We start from the raw sequence: 26,380 nt of genomic DNA on the forward strand, positions 1-26,380 counted from the left end.
ATATGCCTCAAGTTCAAGTCTACGAAATAAGCAATAAAGCTAAAACTCGGGTGCAGATTTTAAATTTTGGTGGGGCAGTACATGGTTTTTATCTGGCAAAGCAACCAGAACAAAACCTTGTAGTTAGCACCGACCTAGACAGCTATGCCACTAATCCTTTTAATATCAATCTGATGATAGGACGCGTAGCTGGTCGGATAAAAAATGCCCAGTTCGAGTTAGAAGGAAACTTAATTTCTCTGCCAGCCAACCAAGGAGCAAATTGTTTGCACGGAGGTCCGCATGGTATGGCACAGCAATGGTTTGAGGGGCAGCTTCTTGCCCCTGACCATCTGCAATTAACTACTACCTTACGAGGGCAAGTAGATAAGTTTCCAGGAGATCTTAAGGTAACTATAGATTATTTTCTGAGCCAAGATAATCAGTTACAGATAACCTATACTGCTCAAGCGTTAGAGCAAGCAACTGTGTTTGATCCGACAGCACATATTTATTGGCGTACTTTTGCTCGCCCTGATACTTGTTTAACAATCAAGGGGCAACATATAGCATTAGACCCAAGCGCTATTCCTCTTGCTCCGAGCCATTTAGAAGCATACAATTTAGAGCAAGGTAAACGCTTAGAGCAAATTAAGCAGGGTTTTGATGAAGTATACGCCGTACAACCTGGCTTAGTAGCCACTTTAGAAGTACCCGAGCACTATAAGCTCGAAGTATTTGGGCAAAAAAATGCCCTGGTAGTATTCTTTGCCAATCCAACTGATTTTGCTGCTCATGATCGGGGCGAGTATTCGAGCATAGCTTTGGAACCGCAAACTATGCCCGATAGCTTAAATCAACCCCAGTGGGGCAATATTCGTCTGAGAGCAGGACAACAAACGCAAGTAAAAATTAGTTTTAAAGTAACAGAGGTTTAATATGACTTTTAGAACAATGGAAGTTCATCCTTGGTCTTTAGCAACAAACACATTAGATAAGGAACACAAACGACTAGTTGAAAGTTTAACTAGCTTAGGTAATGGTTACATGGGGATGCGTGGTAACTTTGAAGAAACCTATTCTGGAGATACTCACCTAGGTACTTACCTAGCTGGCGTATGGTTCCCTGATAAAACTCGTGTAGGTTGGTGGAAAAATGGTTATCCACGCTACTTTGGTAAAGCAATTAACAACTTAAACTTTGCTCGTGTAGAGATTCTGGTGGATGGGCAAGTAGTTGACCTAGCCCAAAATGAAGTTAGTGACTTTAATTTAACCCTAGATATGAAACACGGAGTGTTAGCCCGTCGCTTTACCGTGCATGGCGTTAAATTTGAAGTAACACGTTTTCTTTCTCTTGATGTAAAAGAACTAGCTGCCTTTAAATGGGAAGTAGTTGCCGTAGATGGTAAAGAACACCGTGTAGAATTCAAGTCTTACTTAGACGGAGATGTGCACAACGAAGACTCTAACTATGAAGAGAAATTCTGGCAGACTTTAGATTCTTATGCAGATAACAATTTAGCGACTTTATCTATTCAAACAGTACCTAATCCATTTGGCGTAGAACAATTTATTGTTCATGCTGAACAAACCTTTGCTGGTGACTTTGCTCCCGTAAAACACCAAAGAGCAGCAGACTATGTAGTTAATGAATTTGTAACTAGCGTAGGGGCTCAAGCTAAAGTATTTGAAAAACGCGTAGTAGTAACCACTTCACGTGATTACTTAAGTCTTGAAGCACTACAAGCAGGAGCAGATAAATTATCTCAGTTAGTACAAAAAGAAAGCTTTGAAAATTTATTAGTTGCCCATAGTAAAAAATGGGAAGGACGTTGGCAAATTGCGGATGTACAAATTAACGGTCAAGGTGATAAAGCTCTTGAATCACAACAAGGTATTCGCTTTAACCTATTCCAATTATTCTCAACCTACTATGGTGAAGACTCACGTTTAAATATAGGTCCAAAAGGCTTTACAGGTGAAAAATACGGCGGTGCAACCTACTGGGATACCGAAGCTTACATGGTTCCTTTATACCTTGCTCTTGCTGAGCCAGAAGTTACAAAAAACCTTCTCAAATACCGTCATCAACAATTACCTGGAGCGAAACACAATGCTCGCGAACAAGGTCTAGCTGGGGCGTTATACCCAATGGTTACGTTCAATGGTATCGAATGTCACAATGAATGGGAAATTACCTTTGAGGAAATTCACCGTAATGGAGCTATAGCTTACGCTATTTACAACTATACTAACTACACAGGTGATACTTCTTATTTAGCAAGCAAAGGTTTAGAAGTACTGGTTGAAATTTCACGCTTCTGGGCAAGCCGTGTGCACTTTAGTGCACGTCATGGGCAATATATGATCCATGGGGTAACTGGTCCAAATGAGTACGAAAATAATATTAATAACAACTGGTACACTAACCGCATAGCTACTTGGGTATTAAAATACACAGCTCAAGCTTTAGCCCAGTTCCCACGTCCAGACTTAGGAGTTAGCGAAGAAGAACTAGCTAAATGGCATGAAATTGTGGAAAACATGTACTTCCCATATGATGCTGAGTTAGATGTATTTGTGCAACATGATGGTTTCTTAGACAAAGACTTACGTCCTGTATCTAGCCTAGATCCAGTACAAGATTTACCACTGAACCAAAAATGGTCTTGGGATAAAATCTTACGTTCGCCATTTATTAAACAAGCAGACGTATTACAAGGGATTTACTTCTTTGGTGATCAGTTTGATTTAGAAACTAAACGCAAAAACTACGACTTCTATGAGCCTATGACTGTGCATGAGTCTTCTTTATCTTCGTGCATTCACTCGGTATTAGCTGCTGAATTAGGCAAAGAAGAAAAAGCAGTAGAAATGTACTTACGTACATCTCGTTTAGACTTAGATAACTACAACAATGACACCGAAGATGGCTTACATATCACTTCAATGTCAGGTTCTTGGTTAGCGATAGTGCAAGGCTTTGCCCAAATGAAAACTTGGAACAATAAATTAAGTTTTGCTCCTTTAGTACCAAGCATTTGGGATGGTTATGCTTTCCATATTAACTATCGTGGTCGTTTAGTTAAAGTTAGCGTAGATAAAGAATTTGTTACTTTAGCCCTACTGGCAGGTGAGCCATTAACGCTAGAATTATATGGTAAAGAAGTAAATTTAAAAGATACTTATCAAGTAAATCTAGGAGTGGCTAATGTTTAAAGGGGTGCTTTTTGATTTAGATGGAGTAATTACCGATACTGCTGAATATCATTATTTAGCTTGGAAAGAGCTAGCAGCTTCAATTGGTATTACTATCGATCGAGAATTTAATGAGCAACTAAAAGGAGTGTCACGTTTAGATTCATTAAAACGTATTCTGGCTTATGGCGGCAAAGAAAATGCCTATAGCGAGGAGCAAATTGCCAATCTAGCAGCCCAAAAAAATGAGCAATACGTAAAAATGATTGCTAAAGTGACCCCAGCTGATGTATATCCAGGCATTTTATCTCTGTTACAAGAGTTAAAACAAGCAGGAATTAAAGTAGGCTTAGCTTCGGCAAGTATTAATGCTCCAGCTTTAATCGAGCGCATGGAGTTAAGTGCTTACTTTGATACTATTGCCCGTGCAGATCAAGTGCCTTCTAAACCAGATCCAGCAATTTTTGAACTAGCTGCAAAAAATCTAGGTTTAGAGCCTGAACAATGCATCGGGATCGAAGATGCTCCAGCGGGCATTCAAGCTATTAAAGCTTGTCATGCTCTCCCTATTGGCGTAGGTAAAGCATCTGATTTAGGGCAGGATATAGCTGTAGTCGAGAATACAGCAAAATTAACCTTAGCTTACTTAGAAGAACAATGGCGTAAATATCGTGCCTAACCTTGAACACCCTAGAGAAAACTCTGGGGTGCATTTTTTATGTTATAATGCCAAACAATTATAGCTAACCTGAGATAATTATGAGTTGGATAGTGTATGCTCTGCTGGCAGCCATTTTTGCAGCCTGTACGGCAATTTTTGCTAAAGTAGGTTTAGTGGGAATTAATAGTGATTTAGCTACTTTTATTCGTACTTGCTTTATTGTTGCCATAACTGCTGCTTGGGTAAGTTACCTCGGCAAGTGGGAGAGCTTAAGTGGCGTAAGTATTAAACAATGGATATTTCTCTTTTTATCGGCAGCTTCGACAGGCTTGTCTTGGCTTTTTTACTTTAAAGCATTACAAGAAGGAACAGCAGCTCATGTAGCTTCTTTAGATAAGCTTTCGGTAGTTTTTGTTGCCGTATTTGCGTTTATTTTCCTAGGAGAAAAACTCTCTTGGCGGGAAATTTTTGGCTTAGGACTAATGATAACGGGAATTTTAATTCTTACTTTAAAGCCAAGTGTTGCACAACCGCAAGAACAGCAGGCTCAAACACAGGCAAGTGAACAGCAAGCCCAAACACAGGCAAGCGAACAGCAAGCCCAAACACAGGCAAGCGAACCGCAAGTCCAAACACAGGCAAGTGAACAAAAACAAGACAAATAAAAAAAGCAAGAGGTAAATTCTCTTGCTTTTTTTTGTTTTAGCCCGCAAAGTCGCCGAGCATATCTAAACTAGGAACAAAGAATAGGGTTCCTGTTTTTGCGGTACTAAAGTCTAAAAGACGATCGTAGTTACCTTTTGGTTTACCAATAAACATATTAGTTAACATACGACGTACTGTATTAAATGAGTTAGAGTAGGAAATAAAGTAAGTTCCCATTTCATTGGAGCCTACATTACCAAATGGCATATTATCACGAATAGCCTTGTCTTCACCAATATTTGCTAAAGCTGTATGAGAGTTAGCAGGTTTAGTATCACCATCCATTTCAATATCATCAGCTTTGCTACGACCTATAACTTTTTCTTGTTCGCTTACAGGAAGAGCACGCCATGCTTTCATATCGTGAATATATTTTTGTACAAAGAGGTAACTTCCGCCTTGGTATTCAGGATCTTCTTCACCTACTAAACCATATTTAACTCTTTCTTCACCACGAGGATTTTCGGTACCATCAACAAAGCCAATAATACTACGACCATCCCAGTAACGGAAGCCATGTACTTCTTCAACACAATCAGCTACATCTTGTAAAAGATCTGTAACATTAGCAGCTGCGTCAACACAATAGCTGTGTTCATTACTACGAATATGTAAATGTAAGTCACCACGAGTTGAAGGAGCTACGTGTTTTTCGCCTTTAATTGCACGAAACGTAGTTAGTTCTTTAGGAAGAGGTTTAGGTAAATCAAGTAATTCCCATGCCTCGGCACTAATTCCTAAAGTAACACTTGCTTTAGCGTCAGGAAAACGCGTGTCAGCGGTATTGTTTAAGTTGATTACTAATGAGCAAAGACGAGAAAATGCCTCTTTTACTTCGGCACCTTCTTTAAAGTTCCATACCATAAAAACGGTGTTATGATTTGGATTATCTAAAACATTTTGTGAACGAACTGTCATATTTATTCCTTAGTAAGGGTAATTATCTTCGCCTAATATTATACTCAGATCTAACTCAATCTGCATTAGAGATCAGAGAAAAAAATGTTAAATAATGGCTCATGTTCGAGGTGTTGAGAACTATTAACACAAAAAAAAGCAAGAGCATGAACTCTTGCTTTTATGTCCGGATAGCTTGTACTACGCCCGAGATTTTAGAAATAGAAATAAGAACTTTATTCATAGTATCTACATCTTTAAAATCTACTTCAAAACGCATGGTGGATAACATGGTTTTTTGGTTGAGGGCAGAGTTAAAGCTAACAATAGTTGCTTTAAATGAGCTGAGAACCGCAGAAATATCTCTTAGCATACCAACGCGATCAAGACCTATAACTTGAAGTCTTGCTCGTACAGCCTGGCTATTAGCCTTGTAATTTCGGTTCCAACTACATTGGACTATACGTCCTGGATTTGCTTGCATTAAGTGGTGAACGTGTAAACAGTCTGCACGGTGTACCGATACACCACGACCTTTAGTTATATAACCAATAATTTGGTCACCTGGTATAGGTTGACAACAACGTGCTAGTTGATACATTACACTTGAAGTTCCTTCAATAATAATTTGGTTTTGTTTACCTTTATTATTTTGTGGTTGTTCAGGTTTATCATTAATTTCGTTTAAACGTTCATGAAGAATTTCATCAACTTCTTTGGCTTTACTAAAATCAGTACCAGCAGGATTATAGTTTTCTAAAAAGCTAATTAGATTGTTTGCTTTTAGAGTTCCATTACCAAAGTTGAGGCATAACTCTTCAAAATTTTTCGCGAGCTTATAACGTTTTAATAAAACTGGAGTGATGTTTTTGAGATTTTGTTTGGTTTGGTTACAAGCACTTTCAATAATTTGTAGACCTTCTTTAATATATTTATCGCGATCAAGTTTAGCAAAGTAAGCAATTACTTTACTTTTAGCTCTTGGCGTTTTAACAAAGTTAATCCAGTCGCGAGAAATATTTGGCTCTTTTTGGGTAAGAATTTCTACTTTATCACCAGTTTGTAACTCATAGCTAAAGTTTACAATACGATTGTTTACCTTAGCTCCCACACAGTGATTCCCCACCTCGGTGTGAATACTGTAGGCAAAATCTAGAGGCGTAGCTCCTTTAGGTAAGTCTCTTACTTCCCCACGTGGAGTGAAAATGTAAACACGATCATCTAAAAGTTGTTTACGTATCTCTTCGCCTTGTTTTGGATCTGAACTAATATCATTTTGCCACTCAAGAAGTTTACGTAACCAAGCAATTTTGTCCGTAGCCTTATTCGAAGATTTTTTCCCTTCTTTATATTGCCAGTGAGCAGCCACGCCAACTTCAGCATGACGGTGCATTTGTTCGGTACGTATTTGTAATTCGAGCGTAAAGCGTTCGTTTAACCTAATAATCGTATGAATTGATTGATAACCATTAGGTTTAGCGTTTACTATGTAATCGGTAAATTCTGATTCAACCGTTTGATAGTCGCTTTGAATCATTGATAGTACGGCATAACATTCAGATACCGTATCAACTATAACGCGGGCAGCAAATAGATCATACAGTTGCTCGAACTGGAGATTTTTCTTGCGCATTTTGTTATAGATCGAATAGATGTGTTTTGGTCGTCCATAAAGCTCAAAGTGCTGAATACCACATTCTTTACGGATGCGTTGGGCTAATGTTTTTTCAAAGTCACTAATCATTTTTAAGCGGTCGATACGACGTACGCCTAGTTTTTTTACTATGGCATAGTAGGCATCTGGATTAGTGATTTTTAAACATAGATCTTCAATTTCCCATTTTAATTGTCCAATGCCCAGACGGTTAGCTAGAGAACCGTAGACATCAATAATATTGGACGCTATTTTTACTTTTTCTTGATTCTCTATGTTTTTGTTAGTATCAAGGGCTCTGAGAAAGAGAATTCTCTCGGCTAGTTTAATAATAATCGAGCGATAGTCATCGGCCATGGTTAAGAGCAGATGACGAATACTGTTAATTTGGTCGTTTTTACCTGAATTAAAGTTAATGATGTCGATTTGAGACATATTTAATGTACCTTTTAATATGCGGTACATTAAAGGAGTAATTTTATCAGCGAGTTCTTTTAATTCAATTTGCCCATTGGCAATGAGAGGAAAGATAAATGCTGCTAAAAGTGTTTCATCATCAAGATTTAAACTATCAAGAATTTCAACTAACTCGCAACTATTACTAAAGATGGTTAGTTTAACCTCATCACGAAGATTTTGGTTGTCAATGAGGTTCTGGCAATAGTAATCATAGAGCTGATTGAGACGCTCCTTGAATTTTTGATTATGGAGATTATCTAACCAAGAATTAAGATTTTTTGGGTCGAGAGATTGAAGGTGAGAAAATCTAACCTTAACCATTATAAAACCTCTTAAAAGTAATGAAATATGTCGAGAAGAAAAGCCAGAAATCAAGGTATATTATACCCTAAACTCTAGGCAAATTCTTATTAAAATCGAAAAAAGCTCTTCATCTGAAGAGCTTTTGTTGCTTAATCTAGATTAGATAGCTAGACCCGAAGCATAGAAGGCAACTAAGATTACCGCTATGATTACAGTACCTATATTTAGTTTATTAAATTCTTTAGCTACAATACGACCGATTACTAAGGTAGCAAAGCCGATCATAATACCTGTAACTATGTTAGCTGCAAGAATAATAAATACCGCTGTTACTAAACCAGCCATAGCACCAACAAAGTCATTGAAGTCTAGTTTTCTTACATTAGAAAGCATTAAAAGACCTACATACATTAACGCTGGAGCTGTCGCATAACCAGGAACCATACCTGCTAAAGGTTGGAAAAAGAGAATTACTAAGAATAATACCCCTGTAACTACTGCGGTTAAACCTGATTTACCACCTGCAGCTGTACCTGAAGCTGATTCAATGTATACAGCAGCTGGAGCTGTACCTACTAAACTTGCAAATACAGTTGATAAAGAGTCAGTAGTTAAAGCACGGTTACCATTAATAATTTGTCCGTCTTTGTCAATTAGGTTAGCTTGTCCAGCTACGGCACGGATCGTACCTGTAGCATCGAATACTGAAGTCATAACTAAAGCAAAGATAATAGGTAAAACTGCAGTATTAGCTAAAGAAGCAAAGTCCATAGAAAAGGCATGACCATTTTCCCCAAATGAAGGTAAAGCAAACACGCCATTGAACTTAATTGATGGATCAAAAAGACAACCGATAATGGTTAAAGCAATAATTACAATTAGAATAGATCCCATAACACGTAATCTTTCTAAAGCAATAATTAATGCTAAACCAATTAAAGTCATTAATGAAGGGAAAGCAGTAAAGTCACCAAAAGTAACTGGAACTGAAGAATGAGTATTAGGAACTACAAGTTTAACCCCACCAGCAGCAATAATGAGAAGAAATAAACCAATACCTATACCTGTACCATGAGCAATGCTAATAGGTAGGTTACGCAGAATCCAATTACGAATTCCTGTAACAGAGATAATGGTAAAGATAACCCCCATTGCAAAAATAGCTGCTAAAGCGGTTGGAATTGGCAGTTTTTGCCCAAGCACCATAGTGAAGGCTGTGTAGGCTGTAAGAGAAATCGCACAACCAATTGCCATAGGCACATTTGCCCAAAGACCCATTACGATTGAACCTATACCTGCAGTTAAACAGGTTGCAATGAATACTGCTTGGGCATCAAAACCAGCTGCAGTTAACATGCCAGGCACAACAATAACTGAGTACACCATTGCTAAGAAGGTAGTTAACCCGGCAATAATCTCAGTACGAACGGTAGAACCTCGAGCTGAAATTTTGAAGAAATTATCAAGGCCAGCCATATATTTTCCTAATTGAGTTTTAAGTTAGATGAAAGCTCGCCGCTTGAATAGTAACAGTTAGGTAATAATCGCACTAAATAAAAAGAAAAAACTGTTACTATTCAAATACGGAGAAAAGGGTAGGTTTACTTAGATAGCAATACCTGAAATATAGAAGATAAATAGGATAGCAGCAATAATTACTGTACCGAAGTTTAATTTATCAAATTGACGAGCAACAATACGACCAATTACTAAACATGTAAAGCCTAACATTAGACCTGTAACGATGTTTGCGGTAAAGCCGATAAATACTGCCGTTACTAAACCTGAACCACTACCGATTAAATCGTTAAAGTTCAGATCTTTTAAGTTAGAAACCATTAGTAGACCTACATACATTAAAGCAGGAGCTGTAGCGTAGAAAGGTACTAAGAAAGCTAAAGGTTTAAAGAAAAGAATTAATAAGAAAGCAACACCTGCAACTACAGCTGTTAGACCAGTTTTACCACCAGCAGCTGTACCAGCACCTGATTCTAAGTAAACGGCAGCTGGAGCTGTACCAATTAAACCTGCAAATACAGATGAAACTGAGTCAGCAGTTAAAGCACGGTTACCATTTTTAATTTGTCCTTTAGCATCTACTAAACCTGCATTACCTGCAACAGCACGTACTGTAGATGTAGCGTCAAATACAGTTGATAATACTAAAGCTAAAACAATTGGAATTAAAGTAGTGTTAAATACGCTTACTACATCAAATTTAAAGAGAAGGTTTTCCTCACCAAAGTTTGGTAATGCGAAAAAGCCTTGGTATTTAACATTAGGATCAACAATTAAACCGATAACTGTAATTAATACGATTACAATTAAGATTCCCCCTTTAACACGCATAGCTTCTAAAGCAATGATTAAGAATAAACCAATAAATGAAGCTAATACAGGGAAAGAAGTAAAGTCACCTAGTTTAACAGGAAGACTCGAAGCAGTGTTTGCTACTACAATTTGTACATTAGAACAAGCAACAAGAATGAGGAATAAACCTATACCTACGCCTGCTCCGTGAGCAATACTATGAGGTAAATTACGTAAGATCCACGCACGAATACCTGTTACAGAAATTATAGTAAAGGTAATACCCATAATGAGGATCATCCCCAGGGCAGTGTTTACTGGAACTTGTTGGCCAATTACAATTGAGAAAGCAACAAATGCAGTTAAAGCTATGTCACCACCAATTGCCATAGGGAGTTTAGCCCAAAAGCCCATTAAAAGAGTACCTAGACCTGTCATTAAACAAGTAGCAATGAACACTGATTCAGCAGGGAAACCTGCGGCTTGTAACATTGCAGGAACTGTAATTGCAGAGTAAACCATAGCTAAGAAGGTGGTTAAACCTGCAGTGATTTCGGTACGAACGCTTGAACCTGATTTTGTAATCTCAAAATACTTATCAATTGGAGATAAGTTGGTAGGAATGTTGAACGAACTCATAGTTTTAACAAAAAGAATAAATTTGTTTTAGTAACCAAATAGCAAGTGGATGTTATTTTCTTACCAAAAAAAACATATAACAGAAAGAATAACCAAGGTGAAAGGAACTTTCACCTTGGATAGGAGAAGAAAATTATTTATTAATATCAGCAACTACTTGAGCTGCGTCTTCAGTAGTTTCTTTATCAGCTGGTAAAATGCGATCTAAAAGAATAGCAAAGATAGAACCAGTAGTAATACCTGAAGAGAAGATTTCTTTAGACCAGCCAGGTAGGTGGTTAAAGAGTTCTGGACGTAAAGTTACCGCTAAACAAGCACCTAATGAAATAGCAATAATTAAACCATTACGACGTGAACGAGTTACACGGTCTAACATTTGGATACCGCCAACAATAATCATGGCAAACATCATTACCCCAGCTCCACCTAAAACAGGTGCAGGGATAGATACGATTAAGGCACCAAATACAGGGAATAGACCTGCTAAGAATAAAAGAATACCTGTCCACATTACTACGTAGCGAGAAGCCACACGAGTAATAGAAATAATACCGATATTTTGTGAGAAAGATGAGAAAGGTAAAGTAGAGAAACAAGCTGCTAAAGCAGAACCTAAACCATCACAAAGAACACCACGTTTAACATGTTCACCTGTTACTTTAGTATTAGTTGCTTGACCTATAGCAAGGAAGTTACCGTTAGATTCAACAATAGTAACTATATAAGCAATCGACATACCGATGATACCCGAAATAGGGAAAGCTAAACCAAAGTGGAAAGGAGTAGGAACAGCAAAGAAATCAGCTGATTTAACGCTTGAGAAATCTACCATGCCAAATACTAAAGCTACAATGTAACCAATTAGCATTGCAAAGAAGATAGCAGCAGAAGCTAAAATACCTTTACCCCATTGTACAAGTAACACTACTACCACTAAAACAAAAGCAGCCATAGCTAGAGTTGAAGTAGAAGCATAGTTAGGATCAGTTTTTTGACCACCAGCGAACCAGTCAACAGCTACACCGATAAGAGATAAACCAATACTCATAACCACACAACCTGTAACAACTGGTGGGAAGTATTTACGAATATAAGGCATTAGGTAGGCACCGATAATCATTACAATCGAACCAACTAATGATGAACCGAGGATACCTGCAACTCCAGCTTCCGAAAAGCCAATTGCTAGAGCAGCAGCAACGAAGGTAAAACTTGTACCCATTACTGAAGGAAGGCGAATACCTACTGGACCAATACCACGTGATTGTACAAAAGTAACAACCCCTGAAATTAGTAGTGAGGCATTTACTAAGATAATTGTATCAGTTGCAGAAAGACCTAAAACATTACCTACAACTAAAGGAACCGCAATAATACCGCCAAGAGCAGCTAATAAGTGTTGAGCTGCTAGGATTAAGGTTAAACCAAATGACGGTTTATCTTCTACATTTAATAACAAACCACTTGGGTTAGAAGAGCTATTTTGCAAAGACATAATAAAATAAGAGAAAATGATATTAAAAGTATAAGATTTATGTCGTACTTTTATAAAAAAAGGAGTTCACAAATCCAATTCAAAGTAAAAGTATGCATATTATTACCCAAGAAGAACAAAGTTGCAGAACTTTTTGCATAAAATTAGCAAAAAAATTGAAATTTTTCTGTAATTATTGCAAAAGCAAGTTGTAAGTTCCTTTTTTAGCTTGCAAATGATATTATTTTTGCTAAACTAAGGTAATAAAGGTGTCACTTTTAGTCGCATTTTCCGTAAAAACAGATTATAAAAGTCATTTCCCCTGCCTTTTAACTATCATTTGCAAGTTTTTATTTTATTTATTAGCTTGCAAATGATAGCATGTTGCAAAAGTAAAGGAGAAAAGATAAAATGATGAGTAAAAGAAAGGAAAAGCCTAAATTATAACTAAAATTATTAAATAGCCTGCAATATAAAAAAAAGAATAAGTTTAGCAAGTTAAATTAAAAGCTCAAAAAACTAAGCAGAGAAAACAAACTAAAAGGCAAGAATAATAAAGATAAGTAAGCTAAAGCAAAAATAAAGATGAGTCAGCTAAAGCAAAAATAAAGGTGAGAAACTGAACTAAAGTAAAGAAAAACAAAAACTGAGAAGGCTAAACTAAAGCAAAGAAAAAATTTATAAAGTTGAGCAACTGAAACAAAAACGCAAAAAAAGTAAAAGACAGCAAGTTAGTAGAAAAAACAAAAAATAAGCAAAAAGTGCTTAAAATCCAAGCACAAAAAAAGAAGTAGCGACTACCACTTCTTTTTTAATTGTTGTTTTTTTTACTTAGATTTCATTTAAGAAAGCTAAAACTAAAGCTAAAACTACCCCAAAGATAATTAAGTAAATGAATTTACGATAAGCACTGCTACCATCGCGTATATCACTTTGGCGTTTACTTTCTTTAGCTTGATCAACTACATCTCTATTAACCAGTTTTTTAGCATTTTTAAGACGAAGTTTTTGATACTGCTCTGCCGTAACATTTAACGCCTTTAAGTAATCTTGGTTAATTTCTTTGGCAGCTTCTAGAGCTTGATCAGCATCTACAAGTTTTAATGTTTTGAAATACTCAGCAATTGGACCTGCAAAAGCTTGTCTTGCTTGCTCAGTTACAGGAGAACTACCTTCTTCTAAAGGTTTTTCTAGTTTAGTTACAAAGTTTTCAAACTCGATATAATCAAAAATCTTAATTAGAGTTTGGCTTTGGGCAAAGGTTGCAAAGTTTTCTTCCTTGCCTAGATGCCAAGCACGACCTATAGCTGCTAATTCTGTATTTGTGCCGCCACGATTATCACTGGTATACTCATGTGTTATGTAAAGAGCTTGAGCATAAATAGAACTATTGTCAAAGCCTTTAATTTGTAATAAAGGCTGAGTTAAGTTAAAGCCTAGTTTTTTGTGCAGTAAGACAAAAATTGTGGCATAGGTGCCCAGATATATTGCCCCAAAGCCATAGCTAAAAAGAAACTCGTATACTGTATCAAGAATTTGTTCAGCTTCAGGAGTATCTTCTTGCACGCGAGAAAAGGCATATAAAAATAGAGCGTGCGTAAAATCAAATTGTTGATCACGCTTTTTCGTTTGGAAATCGTCAGCAACTACATCGTCAATTTCTTTAGGTTTACTTGCTAATTTAGCTTTAAACTGCTCATATTGCTCTTGAGTTAACGCCTCTTGGTGCACACAGTTATTACTTGTAAAGTAAGCATTTACGCAATAGTTTAAAATTGCGGTACGAAGTAGATTACGACGCAGGCTTGGTTTTTGTTGGTTAACTCTTAAAACTTCGGCAGTTAAAAGGTTAGAAAAGCTTTCTAAGCTAATTACTAAAGAATAACTAAAAGGTTGTACTTCTGAGTCTTCAAGAACTTCTGAGTAAAAAATACCATGAAACGAGCGGTTATTAGAGCCAATGCGATTGTTTTCTAGTTGAAAACGCGAAGCTATACCATCAGTAAAAGTATCACTTAAAGTCGAGTGGGTATAGAGATCAGAAAATTTTAAAATATCATTACTTTGATGTAAAAAAGTTAATACCTTATCCAAGTTCTCTGGATTGCTGATTGGAAAGTGTAAGCTCATGAGGTAAACTCCAAAATTAAGTATGTGCTTATTGTTATTGTTTAAACTATAATAAAATTTGCCAAGCAAGCCCTAAAAAAAGCGCCTGTTCTTTCGATTATAGCACGAGTGGGGGGGGGTAAAGAGTTATTACTAGCTAGGGCTTAATTTTTGATTTTTGGTAGGAATTTAGAGTACCTAAAAATATATTTCTAAGGCAAAAAAAGATCCTCACAGCCAAAAAGGTTGTGAGGATTTTTTATTAAGCTTGAGTTTTAGGAATGCCACCTGGCAGAGTTGAGCCATTAGCTTGACTATATTTTTTTAGATACACTAAAAGAATAGAAATAGCTGCTGGAGTAATTCCTGAAATACGTGAAGCCTGACCTATAGTTTGTGGTTTGAAGTTTTCTAATTTTGAAATAACTTCATTTGATAAACCTGAAATAGTGCGATAAGAAAAATCAGCAGGAATTTCTGTATTTTCATTACGCTCTAAACGGGTAATCTCTTCAAGTTGACGATCAATATAACCTTGGTATTTACTATTGATTTCTACTTGCAGAGCTGCTTGACTGTCTTCGATTTTACCTTGAGCAAATTGAGCAATTTGGCAAAGTTTATCATAAGTCATGTCTGGACGTTTTAAGAGTTCAATACCGTTTGCTTCTTTAGTTAAAGGAGCTGATAAAAGTTCATTAATTTGAGCAATATTATCTACATATGGATGTACCCAAATTTCTTTTAAGCGCTCAGTTTCTTTACTAATATTAGCTAGTTTTTCACTAAATCTATCCCAACGTGCTTGGTCTATTAAGCCAAGTTCGTGAGCTTTAGGAGTTAAACGTAAGTCAGCATTGTCTTCGCGTAGAAGTAAACGATACTCAGCACGTGAAGTAAATAAACGATAAGGTTCGTTAGTTCCTAGAGTACATAAGTCATCAATTAGTACACCAAGATAAGCTTCATTACGTTTTGGATACCAAGCTTCTTTATTTTGGCAACGTAAAGCTGCGTTAATCCCCGCAAGTAAACCTTGAGCTGCAGCTTCTTCGTATCCTGTAGTACCGTTAATTTGCCCAGCCATAAAGAGGTTGGTGATTTTTTTACTTTCAAGAGAAAGTTTTAAATCACGTGGGTCAAAATAATCATACTCAATAGCATAACCAGGACGCATAATACGTGCGTTTTCTAGACCTGGCATAGAGTTAATGATTTTAACTTGCACATCAAAAGGTAAAGATGTTGACACCCCATTTGGATAGATTTCAGTTGAATCTAAACCTTCTGGCTCTAAAAAGATTTGGTGTTTATCTTTATCAGCAAAACGAACAATTTTATCTTCAATAGACGGACAGTAACGTGGACCTACGCCTTCAATAACTCCTGCATACATAGGAGAACGGTGCAGGTTATCACGAATTACTTGGTGTGTTTGCTCGTTAGTGTAAGTCATGTGACATGGGATTTGTTTTGGATGCTGATCAGCTGATCCCATAAAGCTAAATACAGGTAATTCGCCTTGATCCCCTTCTTGCGTGCCTAGTTTACTAAAGTCAATAGTACGCACATCAATACGTGGTGGAGTACCAGTTTTTAAACGTCCTACACGTAAATTTAAACTACGTAAACGTTCAGCTAAAGAAATAGAAGCTGGATCTCCAGCACGTCCACCAGTATAGTTTTCCATACCTACGTGGATTTTACCGCCAAGGAATGTTCCTGTAGTTAATACGGCTGTAGTAGTTTCAAATTCAAGACCGATTTTAGTAATAACGCTTTTAACTTGATCGTTTTCAATACGAATATCAACTACTTCTTGTTGGAAAATATCAAGGTTTTCTTGATTACATAAGAAAGTGCGGACAAAGTTGCGATATAGCGAACGGTCAATTTGTGCCCTTGTAGCACGTACTGCCGGACCTTTAGATGAATTTAGGGTTCTAAATTGAATACCACAGTGGTCGGCAGCTATACCCATTAAACCACCCATGGCATCTATTTCTTTTACTAGGTGTCCTTTACCAATTCCGCCTATAGCAGGGTTACAAGACATTTGTCCTAGAGTATCTATATTGTGAGTTAAAAGTAGGGTTTTTAAGCCCATACGTGCAGCCGCTAAACAGGCTTCGGTACCTGCGTGACCACCACCTATAACTATAACGTCATATTTTTTATCGTAGATCATACTTTAATGATAAAAACAAAGAATTAAAAGAGAAAAAACTTAAAGCATTACTTGGATAATTTTGCCAAACTACCTAAATAATGCTATAAGTCAGCGTATTCAAATTTTTATATTATATCACAAGTTATAAAAATAATATATTCTTCCCTGTTGTATTTTAGTTTAAAAAGTTTTTAAATGCTTTGTATTCTCATTTAGCAACTAGGAGTTAAGCAAAAAATAAAAAAAGATCCCGAAGAATCGAGATCTTTTTTCTTAAGATTATTTAGCTAGGTATTCTGCAACTTTAGCGTAAACCTTGTCTACAGTAAAGCCAAATAAGTCAAATAATTGACCTGCTGGAGCAGAATCACCGTAACGGTCAATACCTAATACTAGACCATCTAAACCAGCATATTTGTACCAACCTGCAGTAGAACCAACTTCTAGTACTACACGTTTACGTACATCGCTTGGAATTACAGCTTCACGGTAAGCTGCATCTTGAGCTTCAAAAGTATCAACTGAAGGAAGAGATACTACACGTACTGCTTTACCTTCTGCTGTTAATTTAGCAGCTACTTTAACTGCTAGATCTACTTCAGAACCTGTAGCTACAAATACTACTTCTGGTTTACCATTAGGAGCGTCTACTAATACGTAACCACCTTTAGCAATGTTTGCAACTTGCTCAGCATTACGTTCTTGTTGTTCAAGATTTTGACGTGTAAGAATTAATGCTGTAGGTTTGCTACGGTTAGTTAATAGAGCTTCTTTCCATGCTACTGCTGTTTCTACTTGGTCAGCTGGACGCCATACGCTTAGGTTCGGAATTAAGCGTAATTGTTCTGTGTTTTCAATAGGTTGGTGAGTTGGTCCATCTTCACCTACACCAATTGAATCATGGGTAAATACGTATACAGTTTGTAGTTTCATTAATGCAGCCATACGAATTGCATTTAACGCATAGCTAGAGAACATTAAGAAAGTACCACCGTATGGTAAGTGGTTACCGTGTAGAGCTAGACCATTCATGATCGCACCCATACCAAACTCACGTACCCCGTAGTGTACATAGTTACCTGAAACATCTGCAGGAGTGATAGATTTGCAACCTTTGAAAATAGTTAGGTTCGAAGGTGCTAAGTCAGCCGAGCCCCCAAGAATTGAAGAAATATGTGGAGCATAAGCATTTAACGCGTTTTGTGATGAAGCACGAGTTGCTAAAGACTTAGGTTCAGCTTGGAGTTGAGCAATGTATTGATCAGCTAATTCAGCTAAGCCAGCTTCTAATTCACCATTAAAACGAGCTTCTAATTTAGCTCCTAACTCAGGATATCTAGCTTTATAGTTAGCAAATAGAGCTTGCCATTCTTCTTCAACTTTTTGTCCTGTAGTACGAGCATTCCAAGCATTGTAAGCTTCTTCAGGCACATAGAAAGGCTCTAATGAAGGCCAGTGTAATGCTTCTTTAGTTGCTTTAATTTCTTCTGCACCTAATGGAGCACCGTGCACATGGTGAGTACCTTCTTTATTTGGAGCACCTTTACCAATTACTGTTTTACAAATAATTAGAGTAGGTTTTTCTTGTTGACCTTTAGCTGCATCTATAGCTGCTTGGATTTGTTCTGAATTGTGACCATCTACATCTTCAATTACGTTCCAACCGTAAGCACGGAAACGTTCTGCAGTGTTGTCAGTAAACCAACCATCAGTGTCACCGTCGATTGAAATTTTATTTGAATCGTAGAAAGCAATTAATTTGCCAAGACCTAAAGTCCCTGCTAATGAACATGCTTCGTGTGAAACACCTTCCATTAAACAACCATCACCTAAGAAAGCATAAGTGTAGTGGTCTACTGGTTTAAGATCTTCTTGGTTGAATTCAGCAGCTAAAAGTTTTTCTGCTAAAGCCATACCTACTGCATTAGCAATCCCTTGACCTAGAGGACCAGTTGTAGTTTCAACACCTGGAGTGTGACCGTATTCTGGGTGTCCTGGAGTTAAAGAGCCTAATTGACGGAAGTTTTTGATTTCAGCTAAAGATAAATCATAACCCGTTAAGTGTAAAAGGCTGTAAATTAACATAGAACCGTGACCATTTGATAGAACAAAGCGGTCTCTGTTTGGCCATTTAGGGTTTTGAGGATTATGTTTTAAATTACGACGCCATAAAACTTCTGCAATGTCTGCCATCCCCATAGGAGCACCTGGGTGACCAGAATTTGCTTTTTGAATTGCATCCATTGAAAGTACACGGATAGCATTAGCACAAAGCTGTCTTAAAGTAGGAGTTGTCATTCGTTAGATCCTATAAAAGAAATTTAAGATTAGTTTTTTTCCTCTCCTATGAGCAAAAAAACTAGACAATTAACTAAAGATAGAAAATCTTCTCTATATTATACTTTATTTAATACGATCTAAATAAGGAAAATACGCAAACCAGGATAATTTTTTCTCTAGTACCTAAAAATAGAGGCAACAAAATCAAGATTTTTCTTGCCTCAGGGGCGTATGTGGTAAAATTAATGAGAAAAATTCTATTAATATTGCCTGGAGTTTGGCATGGCTGTACAAATGGTTTCCTCACTCGAGGAATTAAAACTCATTTCAGATAAAGAAAATAAAATACTTGCCTATCCTACCGAATCGGTATTTGGTTTAGGCTGTAGGGTTGATCGCGTCGATCTTATCCAAGAAATTTTAGATTTAAAAGAACGCAAAAATGACAAGGGCTTTGTTATTATTGCTTCCGATTTACAGCAACTCAAGGGAATAGTAGATCTTGAGCTTTTACCACCAGATTTAATTGCTTTACTGGATATGGTTAATTACCATATAGAAGAATCTCCTTATGATATGTATAGCGATATTCCTGGTTTAGATTTTAGATTTATCGATTTATTTAACCAAGCTTTTGCCTATAGTTGGGACCAGCTCCAAAATAAACTCGCTAACCCAGATGAGCAAAAGCCTCTATTTATGAAGGCAAGCACGGGGGAAAAAAAGAGTTTAGCTACCGCAAGCCAAGAAGTAGACTTATATAATTTAGTTTACGCTGCCTATCACGGTTATTTTTCTAATCAACTTATTCTCGAGCAACTCGGGGACTTAAACCTTGAAGAACAAGCTCTTAAGTTAGCAACCGTATTACATAACTCAGGGCAAGGCTTAACTTTTTTACTGCCCGCTCATCCAAATTGCCCAGAAATTATTCGCGGTAAATTTGCTACAGTTGCCGTGCGCCTCACCAAAGAAGAGTTTCTTGTCTCTCTAATTGAAACTATGGGCGGAGCTTTAATTTCTACTTCGGCAAACCATTCGGGCTCGCAATCTTTAACTAGTGCCGAGCAGGTCGAGGATATGCTTGTCTCTGATAGCAGAGTATATTTACAAGAGCGAGTATTGCTTTTAAATCAACCCGTAATTTACCCTGAAGAATTTGGGATTAAAGAAAGTATTTTAATTAATCTACTCCCAGATTCGGTAATGCAAGTGTTAAAGCTCCGAGGCGGCACAGTACCAGAAACAGGCGTTGCCCGTAATCTCCCTGATTTGTTTTTACCTAATTTAGGTTTAGACTTAGAAGAGCCAGATCAGGCAATTTGCTATGCTCTGTTACGTTTTCTTATAGCTCCAGAGTTTACAATTTTTGCGGTAGGAACTATTTATAATTATTTAGCTGACCCTGATGTAGAACATAATGAAGAGCAACTTTTTGCCTTAGTGAAAAATTTAGCTTATAGTTTTTTAGGAAATTAAAATGCTTTCAGATCGTTATTTAGTTTGGGGAAATCCTATTGCCCATAGTTTATCTCCTCGCATTCATGAAATTTTTGCCAACCAAAGAGGCGAGCGAATTGATTACCGCCGTCGTGGTGAAGGCATGGATGTAGCAACTTTTATTAGCTCTTTCTTAAACTTTTTTAATAATGAAGGTGGCAAGGGATCTAATATTACCTCTCCGTTTAAGCAAGTAGTATATGAGTTAATTGAAAATCGCTCGGAAGTATGCGAAATAGCTCAAGCTTGTAATACTGTAATTAAACGTGCCGATGGTAGCCTCTTTGCCGAAAATACCGATGGTTATGGCTTATCAACTGATTTAAAAGATCTAGGTTGGTTAGGCATGAACACGCGCGTGTTAATTCTCGGTGCAGGGGGAGCGGTAACGGGAGTGTTATTCCATCTTTTACAAGAAGGGGCAGTAGTTGATATTTTCAATCGTACTCGAGCTCGAGCACAAGAAGTAGCAAAGGCTTTTAGTAAATTTGGGCAAGTAAATGCAGTTAATGAGTATGACTTTAATGAATATGACTTGGTAATAAATGCCGTAGCCTATAAACAAGGTGATGCTGGCGTTAATCTGCGTACAACTCGAGTTACTAATGCTTATACTAAATTCTATGATATGCAGTATACAGCGACAGGCAAAACTCCTTTTTTAGCCTTTGTCAGTGATCTAGGGGTAGAAAATAATATTGCCAATGGCTTAGGTATGCTTGTGAAACAGGCTGCTCTTTCGCATTATTATTGGTTTGGTGTTTTACCAGATGCCAAGGCTGCCCTTGAGCAATTACGTCAAGAACTTGCTGAGGCTGCAAGTGGATGCTAAGATTTTACTCAGTATAGCCCTAGGAGCAGTTTTAGGTGCCTGGGCACGAGCTTATTTATCGCTTTGGTTAAATCCTAGTCTGGCGTTTATAAATCTTGGTACTTTAGTAGCAAATGTGGTAGGATGTTTTATTATTGGCTTAATGGTATGTGCGGTAAAAGATCTCCAGATAAGTGCTAGAGTACAACAATTAATAGTAACAGGATTTTTAGGTAGTTTAACTACCTTTTCATCTTATAGCTCTGAAGTTGTACAAAGATTTTACCAAGGAGCTTGGGGGCAAGCTTTAGGCATAGCTTTGATTCACTTGCTTTTAGGCTTTCTTAGTACAGGAGTAGCCATAGCCTTATGGCGTTTATTTAAAGGTTAATTTTTTTATTTAAGGTATATTTGTATGAGCAAACCAGTAATTTTAAGTGGGATTCAACCTTCGGGTTCTTTAAGTTTAGGTAACTATCTAGGCTCATTACGTAACTGGGTAAAAATGCAAGATGATTATGAGTGTTTTTACTGTGTAGTTGACTTACACGCAATTACCGTACGTCAAGACCCACAAGCTTTACATAAAGCGAGTTTAGATATGGTAGCCTTATATCTGGCAGCAGGTATAGACCCAGAAAAAAGCACTATTTTTATTCAAAGCCAAGTGCCAGAACACGCAGAATTAGGCTGGTTATTAAACTGCTACACTTATTTTGGTGAGCTAAGTCGCATGACTCAATTTAAAGATAAATCTGCTCGTTATGAACAAAATGTAACGGCTGGTTTATTTGATTATCCTGTATTAATGGCTGCAGATATTCTTCTTTACCAAACTGACTTAGTACCAGTTGGTGCCGACCAAAAGCAGCACTTAGAATTATGTCGTGATATTGCTGAACGTGCGAACAAAATTTATGGTGAAGATCTCTTCAAGATCCCAAATCCATTTATTGCCCCTGAGGGTGCTCGTGTAATGTCATTACAAGACCCAAACAAAAAAATGTCTAAGTCTGATGACAACCAAAATAACGTGATTTTCCTTTTAGAAGATCTGAAAAAAGTTACCAAAAAAATTAAAGCTGCTGTAACTGACAGTGATGATCCACCACGCGTAGTTTATGATTTAGAAAACAAAGCAGGGATTGCAAATCTCCTTGATATAGCTTCGGCAGTTACTGGTAAGTCTATTGCTCAGCTTGAAGAGGAGTTTAAAGACTCTATGTATGGTAACTTCAAAAAATATGTTGCTGAAGAAGTTTGTAAACTTTTAGAAGATCTACAAACTAAATTTGCCCATTACCGTCAAAACGAAGAATTATTAAACCAAATTATTGCTCAGGGGGCTGCTAAAGCAAGTGCTCGTGCTCGTGTTACTTTAAATAAATTTAAAGAACGTATTGGTTTTGTAATGCCAAAATAGCGTAAGCCAAGCTTGGCTTAATTCATATGAGTAATCAATGGAAACGAGAGTTAGCTAAGGCTTTTAAAGATCCACAAGAGCTCTTAGCATATTTACAGATAGATCCGCAAGCCGAGAGTAAGGTTGCAGGTAAACCTTTATTAAGTAAAAGTAATTTTCCTATGCTTGTGCCACAGCATTTTGCCGAGCTTATGGAAAAAGGCAATATAGATGATCCTTTGCTTTTACAGGTTTTACCTTTTAGCCATGAATTGGTTCAAGATCCTGAGTTTGTCCTTCAACCTTTAGATGAGCAGGACAACTTTATTCCCGTAAAAAATATAGTGCACAAGTATCAAGACCGGATGCTCTTTTTACCTAAAGGGGGTTGTGCGGTAAATTGTCGTTATTGTTTTCGTCGAAACTTCCCTTATGATGAGTTAGGTTCGAGCAAAGAGCAATGGCAAGAAGCCCTTGATTATGCCTATAAGCAAAATATTTCTGAACTCATTTTATCAGGTGGTGACCCTCTGATGATGAATGATAAAGAATTTACCTGGCTAAGTGAGCAAATTATTAGCCGTAATCTAACTGCCAATCCTAAAGTAGATAGATTACGTATACATTCGCGTTTACCTGTAGTATTGCCTGCTCGTATTAACGAACAATTTCTTGCGACTTGTCAAAGTTTAGCCGAAGCTGGAGTTAAGGTTATTTGGGTAAGTCATATTAACCATCCCCAAGAAATTAGCCTCACGCTGCAGGAAAAATTTAAGCTTTTACAACAAGCAGGAGTGGTTTTATTAAATCAGTCGGTGTTATTGCGGGGCGTAAACGATAGTGTAGAGGTGCTAGAAGCTCTTTCACGCAAGCTTTTTGCCCATGGGGTCTTACCTTACTATTTACATTTACTAGATAAGGTGGAAGGATCGACGCACTTTTATCTTAATGACACTCAAGCTTTAGCTTTATATGCCCAACTTCAAGAGCAAACTTCGGGGTACTTAGTACCAAAATTAGCTCGTGAAGAAGTAGGGAACAAGCATAAAACTCTATATACGAGTAATTAAGCAGTAAAAAATAGAGCTTAAAAAAGAAAAGCTTGAAGTATTAATAAAGAAAAAAAGTACGTAAAAAATAAAAGTAAGTAAAGAAAAATATAACAAAAGAGAGTCTATTTAGGACTCTCTTTTTTTTTGCTTTAACTTGCAAAAGAGGCAAAAAAGCGTGCAAAAACTTACACTTTTAGCTAAAAAGTTTGCATTTATGCTCGAAAAAGATAAATAATTAACCGCCTATTTTCAAGGGAAATCAGTCATATTATTTTCTCTTGAAAAAATATTAATAAAAAAAGATTACTTATTTTTCAATAAATTAAGAAAATATTTTATTTTAGATTTTTTGCTCACTTTTGTAAAAAGTTAAGCTTCCCTTATAGTCTAAATCATTGAAAATTAATTAATATTAAATTATCAACTTGCCTGTTTTTGAAAAACGTGCAATAAAATTGCAACTTTTTGCATAAAGTGCAGTTTTTTGCTCTCTTGCTTTGCTAATTTTTATTTTGTAAAATTATAACCATAACACCAAAAGAGAAAATAAAAATGCACAATATTGAAGTTAAAAATTTAAATCTTTTTTACGGTCAGACACAAGCATTATTTGATGTCAACTGTAGCTTAGAAGGTGGAAAGGTTTCAGTATTATTAGGAAAGTCTGGAGCTGGTAAATCTACTTTCATTAGAACCTTAAATCTTTTAGAGTTACCTTCAAGTGGTACTCTTAAAATCGATCAACAAGTAATTGACTTTAGTCAAAAAATTTCTGATAAACAAGCTTTATTACTGCGTCGTAAAGTAGGGATGGTTTTCCAAAACTATAACTTATGGCCACATAAAACAGTTTTAGAAAACTTAATCTATGCTCCAGTTACTTTAAAGCTAGCTACTAAAGAACAAGCTTTAAAGCAAGCTAAAGAACTGCTAGCAGCATTACAAATTACTGCTCATGCAGATAAGTATCCTCTCCAACTTTCTGGGGGTCAACAACAAAGAGTGGCAATTTGCCGTGCTTTAATGATGCAACCAGAAGTTCTTCTTTACGATGAGCCAACCGCTGCTTTAGATCCAAATATTACAGGGCAAGTAGCAAAAATTATTAAAAACCTTTCTTCAACTGGAGTTACCCAAATTATTGTAACCCACGATGTAGGTTTTGCTCGCCAAGTAGCAGACAAGGTTTACTACTTTGAAGCTGGTCGCTTAGTTGAATCAGGATCAGCCGAGCAAATGTTCTCTAATCCTCAAACTCCTGAGTTTAAAGAATATTTAACCTTTTCTAAATAGGAGGAGAGGATGGAAGCAATTAACTTTACCCTCTTATTAATCGTGCTAAAAGGGGCTGTGTGGACAATAATTGTCTCAGTATTATCCATGCTTTTAGGGATGGTTCTAGCAATTATTTTCTTAGGCTTCCAAAAAGCACCTTGGCGCATAATTTCAGCACCTTTTGATGTCTTACTAATGATGTTACGAGGTTTACCTGAAATTGTAATGGTCTTCCTAGTTTATTATGGTGGATCTCAATTATTAAGTAACTTTAACATTAACCTTGATGCTTTTGCCGCGGGGATAATCGCTTTAGGTTTAATCTTTGCAGCCTATGCTTCTCAAACTTTAAGAGGAGCTATTGAATCTATTCCGCAAGGACAATGGTTATCTGCTAAAGCTCTAGGCGTTAATCGCGTTAAAATCTTTTTCGATATAATTTTACCGCAAATGTGGCGTCAGGCTATTCCAGGTCTAACTAACCAATGGTTATCACTGTTAAAAGATTCTTCATTAGTTTCAATTATCGGGATTAGTGAAATTATCTTCACAACTAGCTCAGTTATCAAGGTTACCCATCAACCGTTTACTTGGTACATAATTGCAGCAATTCTTTATCTCATTATTTCAATTGTTTCTAATGCAATTATTAAACGTTTAGATCGTCACTTTAATGCTTACTTAATTCCAACCAAATAATAACTAGGACCAAACATGTTACAAGATTATCTTGATGCCTTATCGACTATTGTACGCGGGGTTCCTACGACTTTATATATTACATTTGGTGGATTAATCTTAGCATTTATAATCGCAACCTTATGTACTACAGCCAAAATTATTGGACCTAAACCTCTAGGTAAAGTTGTAGACCTTTATGTACTAGTATTTTCAGGTACACCATTATTATTCCAATATTTTATTTTTTACTATAGCCCAACGCAGTTTAGCTCTTTACAAGGAACCTGGTTACTAGAGCTCTTCAGTAATACTTGGTTTGTAGCTATTCTAACCTGTGGTTTAAACTCAGGAGCTTACACCACCATTATCTTTAGTGGGGCTATTAAAAATATCGACCAAGGTCAATGGGAAGTTTGTCGTTCTATGGGCTTATCTAAGTTCCAAACTTATAAACTTCTTTTCCCTTATGGTCTACGAAGAGTTTTACCAACTTATTCCAATGAAGTAATTCTTCTTTTCAAAGGAACTTCATTAGTAAGTATGATTACTGTTACTGATATTTTTGGTTATGCTAAAAATTACTATGGCGAAACTTACGATGCGATTACAGCTTTTGTTTCGGCAGGTATTATTTACTTAATTATCAGTATGGTATTAACCTTAGCTTTACGTGTAGTAGAGAAAAACTGGTTAAAATACGCGATTTAGATTGGCACAATAGTTTAAACGCAAGACAGATTTCCATTTTTTGGGTGAAAACAAGACAAGACAATATTGTGCATTCTCTTTTTAAAATTCTTGTCTTAAAGTTTTCACTT

General features: G+C 36.7%; 19 protein-coding genes and 1 pseudogene. 12 read left to right on the plus strand and 8 right to left on the minus strand.

The features are described from left to right. The first annotated feature begins 2 nt into the window (after positions 1-2). The 4 genes and pseudogenes from CJP74_RS05960 to CJP74_RS05975 form a co-directional block, all read left to right on the plus strand. Positions 3-917 (plus strand): aldose epimerase family protein, encoded by a 915-nt coding sequence (locus CJP74_RS05960; protein ID WP_119497358.1) that lies wholly within the window; start codon positions 3-5, stop codon positions 915-917. Between the two features lies 1 nt (position 918). Further along, entirely contained in the window at positions 919-3,201 is a 2,283-nt protein-coding gene (locus CJP74_RS05965; RefSeq protein WP_119497359.1) for a glycoside hydrolase family 65 protein, read from the plus strand. Continuing rightward, positions 3,194-3,859 carry a beta-phosphoglucomutase gene (gene pgmB, locus CJP74_RS05970; RefSeq protein WP_119497360.1) on the plus strand — a complete coding sequence of 222 codons (666 nt, stop codon included), beginning with the start codon at positions 3,194-3,196 and terminating at the stop codon, positions 3,857-3,859. The genes CJP74_RS05965 and pgmB overlap by 8 nt, the downstream gene beginning before the upstream one ends. Before the next feature lie 80 nt (positions 3,860-3,939). After that, positions 3,940-4,356: pseudogene (locus CJP74_RS05975) on the plus strand (EamA family transporter); the annotation flags it as partial. Between the two features lie 187 nt (positions 4,357-4,543). On the opposite strand, the gene CJP74_RS05980 reads toward CJP74_RS05975, so the two are convergent. From CJP74_RS05980 to tkt, 8 genes are all read right to left on the minus strand, one after another. Continuing rightward, on the minus strand, positions 4,544-5,464 hold the full coding sequence (locus CJP74_RS05980; protein ID WP_119497362.1) for a Dyp-type peroxidase: 921 nt from the start codon (positions 5,462-5,464) through the stop codon (positions 4,544-4,546). Between the two features lie 160 nt (positions 5,465-5,624). Beyond that, positions 5,625-7,877, minus strand: a complete 2,253-nt coding sequence (locus CJP74_RS05985) for a RelA/SpoT family protein (RefSeq protein ID WP_119497363.1) — start codon at positions 7,875-7,877, stop codon at positions 5,625-5,627. A gap of 141 nt (positions 7,878-8,018) precedes the next feature. Further along, the gene (locus tag CJP74_RS05990; RefSeq protein ID WP_119497364.1) at positions 8,019-9,335 is read right to left on the minus strand and encodes an NCS2 family permease; all 1,317 of its coding nucleotides are present in this window, start codon (positions 9,333-9,335) and stop codon (positions 8,019-8,021) included. Between the two features lie 129 nt (positions 9,336-9,464). Next, positions 9,465-10,808: an NCS2 family permease gene (locus tag CJP74_RS05995; RefSeq protein ID WP_119497365.1), complete on the minus strand. Its 1,344-nt coding sequence runs from the start codon at positions 10,806-10,808 to the stop codon at positions 9,465-9,467. 133 nt (positions 10,809-10,941) lie between these two features. After that, entirely contained in the window at positions 10,942-12,303 is a 1,362-nt protein-coding gene (locus CJP74_RS06000; protein WP_119497366.1) for a nucleobase:cation symporter-2 family protein, read from the minus strand. A gap of 810 nt (positions 12,304-13,113) precedes the next feature. Beyond that, complete coding sequence (locus CJP74_RS06005) at positions 13,114-14,412, minus strand: hypothetical protein (protein WP_119497367.1); 1,299 nt, start codon at positions 14,410-14,412, stop codon at positions 13,114-13,116. Positions 14,413-14,653: 241 nt separating this feature from the next. After that, positions 14,654-16,579: a tRNA uridine-5-carboxymethylaminomethyl(34) synthesis enzyme MnmG gene (gene mnmG, locus CJP74_RS06010; protein WP_119497368.1), complete on the minus strand. Its 1,926-nt coding sequence runs from the start codon at positions 16,577-16,579 to the stop codon at positions 14,654-14,656. Between the two features lie 261 nt (positions 16,580-16,840). Further along, positions 16,841-18,859 (minus strand): transketolase, encoded by a 2,019-nt coding sequence (gene tkt / locus CJP74_RS06015; protein ID WP_119497369.1) that lies wholly within the window; start codon positions 18,857-18,859, stop codon positions 16,841-16,843. A gap of 264 nt (positions 18,860-19,123) precedes the next feature. Here tkt and CJP74_RS06020 point away from each other — a divergent pair, with 264 nt between their 5' ends. The 8 genes from CJP74_RS06020 to CJP74_RS06055 all read left to right on the plus strand — a co-directional run bounded on the left by CJP74_RS06020 (position 19,124) and on the right by CJP74_RS06055 (position 26,270). Next, positions 19,124-20,320, plus strand: a complete 1,197-nt coding sequence (locus tag CJP74_RS06020) for an L-threonylcarbamoyladenylate synthase (protein ID WP_119497370.1) — start codon at positions 19,124-19,126, stop codon at positions 20,318-20,320. Position 20,321: 1 nt separating this feature from the next. Next, positions 20,322-21,173, plus strand: coding sequence for a shikimate dehydrogenase (gene aroE / locus CJP74_RS06025; protein ID WP_119497371.1), 852 nt, complete (start codon positions 20,322-20,324; stop codon positions 21,171-21,173). Continuing rightward, positions 21,163-21,543 carry a fluoride efflux transporter CrcB gene (gene crcB / locus CJP74_RS06030; protein WP_245958047.1) on the plus strand — a complete coding sequence of 127 codons (381 nt, stop codon included), beginning with the start codon at positions 21,163-21,165 and terminating at the stop codon, positions 21,541-21,543. The genes aroE and crcB overlap by 11 nt, the downstream gene beginning before the upstream one ends. Positions 21,544-21,567: 24 nt before the next feature. Further along, positions 21,568-22,575, plus strand: coding sequence for a tryptophan--tRNA ligase (gene trpS / locus CJP74_RS06035; RefSeq protein ID WP_119497373.1), 1,008 nt, complete (start codon positions 21,568-21,570; stop codon positions 22,573-22,575). A 26-nt stretch (positions 22,576-22,601) separates the two neighbouring features. Continuing rightward, entirely contained in the window at positions 22,602-23,624 is a 1,023-nt protein-coding gene (epmB, locus tag CJP74_RS06040) for an EF-P beta-lysylation protein EpmB (RefSeq protein WP_119497374.1), read from the plus strand. A 534-nt stretch (positions 23,625-24,158) separates the two neighbouring features. Continuing rightward, positions 24,159-24,899: an ATP-binding cassette domain-containing protein gene (locus CJP74_RS06045; protein ID WP_119497375.1), complete on the plus strand. Its 741-nt coding sequence runs from the start codon at positions 24,159-24,161 to the stop codon at positions 24,897-24,899. 9 nt (positions 24,900-24,908) lie between these two features. After that, positions 24,909-25,580, plus strand: coding sequence for an ABC transporter permease subunit (locus CJP74_RS06050; protein ID WP_119497376.1), 672 nt, complete (start codon positions 24,909-24,911; stop codon positions 25,578-25,580). 15 nt (positions 25,581-25,595) lie between these two features. Next, positions 25,596-26,270, plus strand: a complete 675-nt coding sequence (locus CJP74_RS06055; RefSeq protein WP_119497377.1) for an ABC transporter permease — start codon at positions 25,596-25,598, stop codon at positions 26,268-26,270. Positions 26,271-26,380 lie beyond the last annotated feature (110 nt).

This window comes from Psittacicella melopsittaci, assembly GCF_003585925.1.
In the GTDB taxonomy this organism is placed as follows: Bacteria; Pseudomonadota; Gammaproteobacteria; order Enterobacterales; family Psittacicellaceae; genus Psittacicella; species Psittacicella melopsittaci.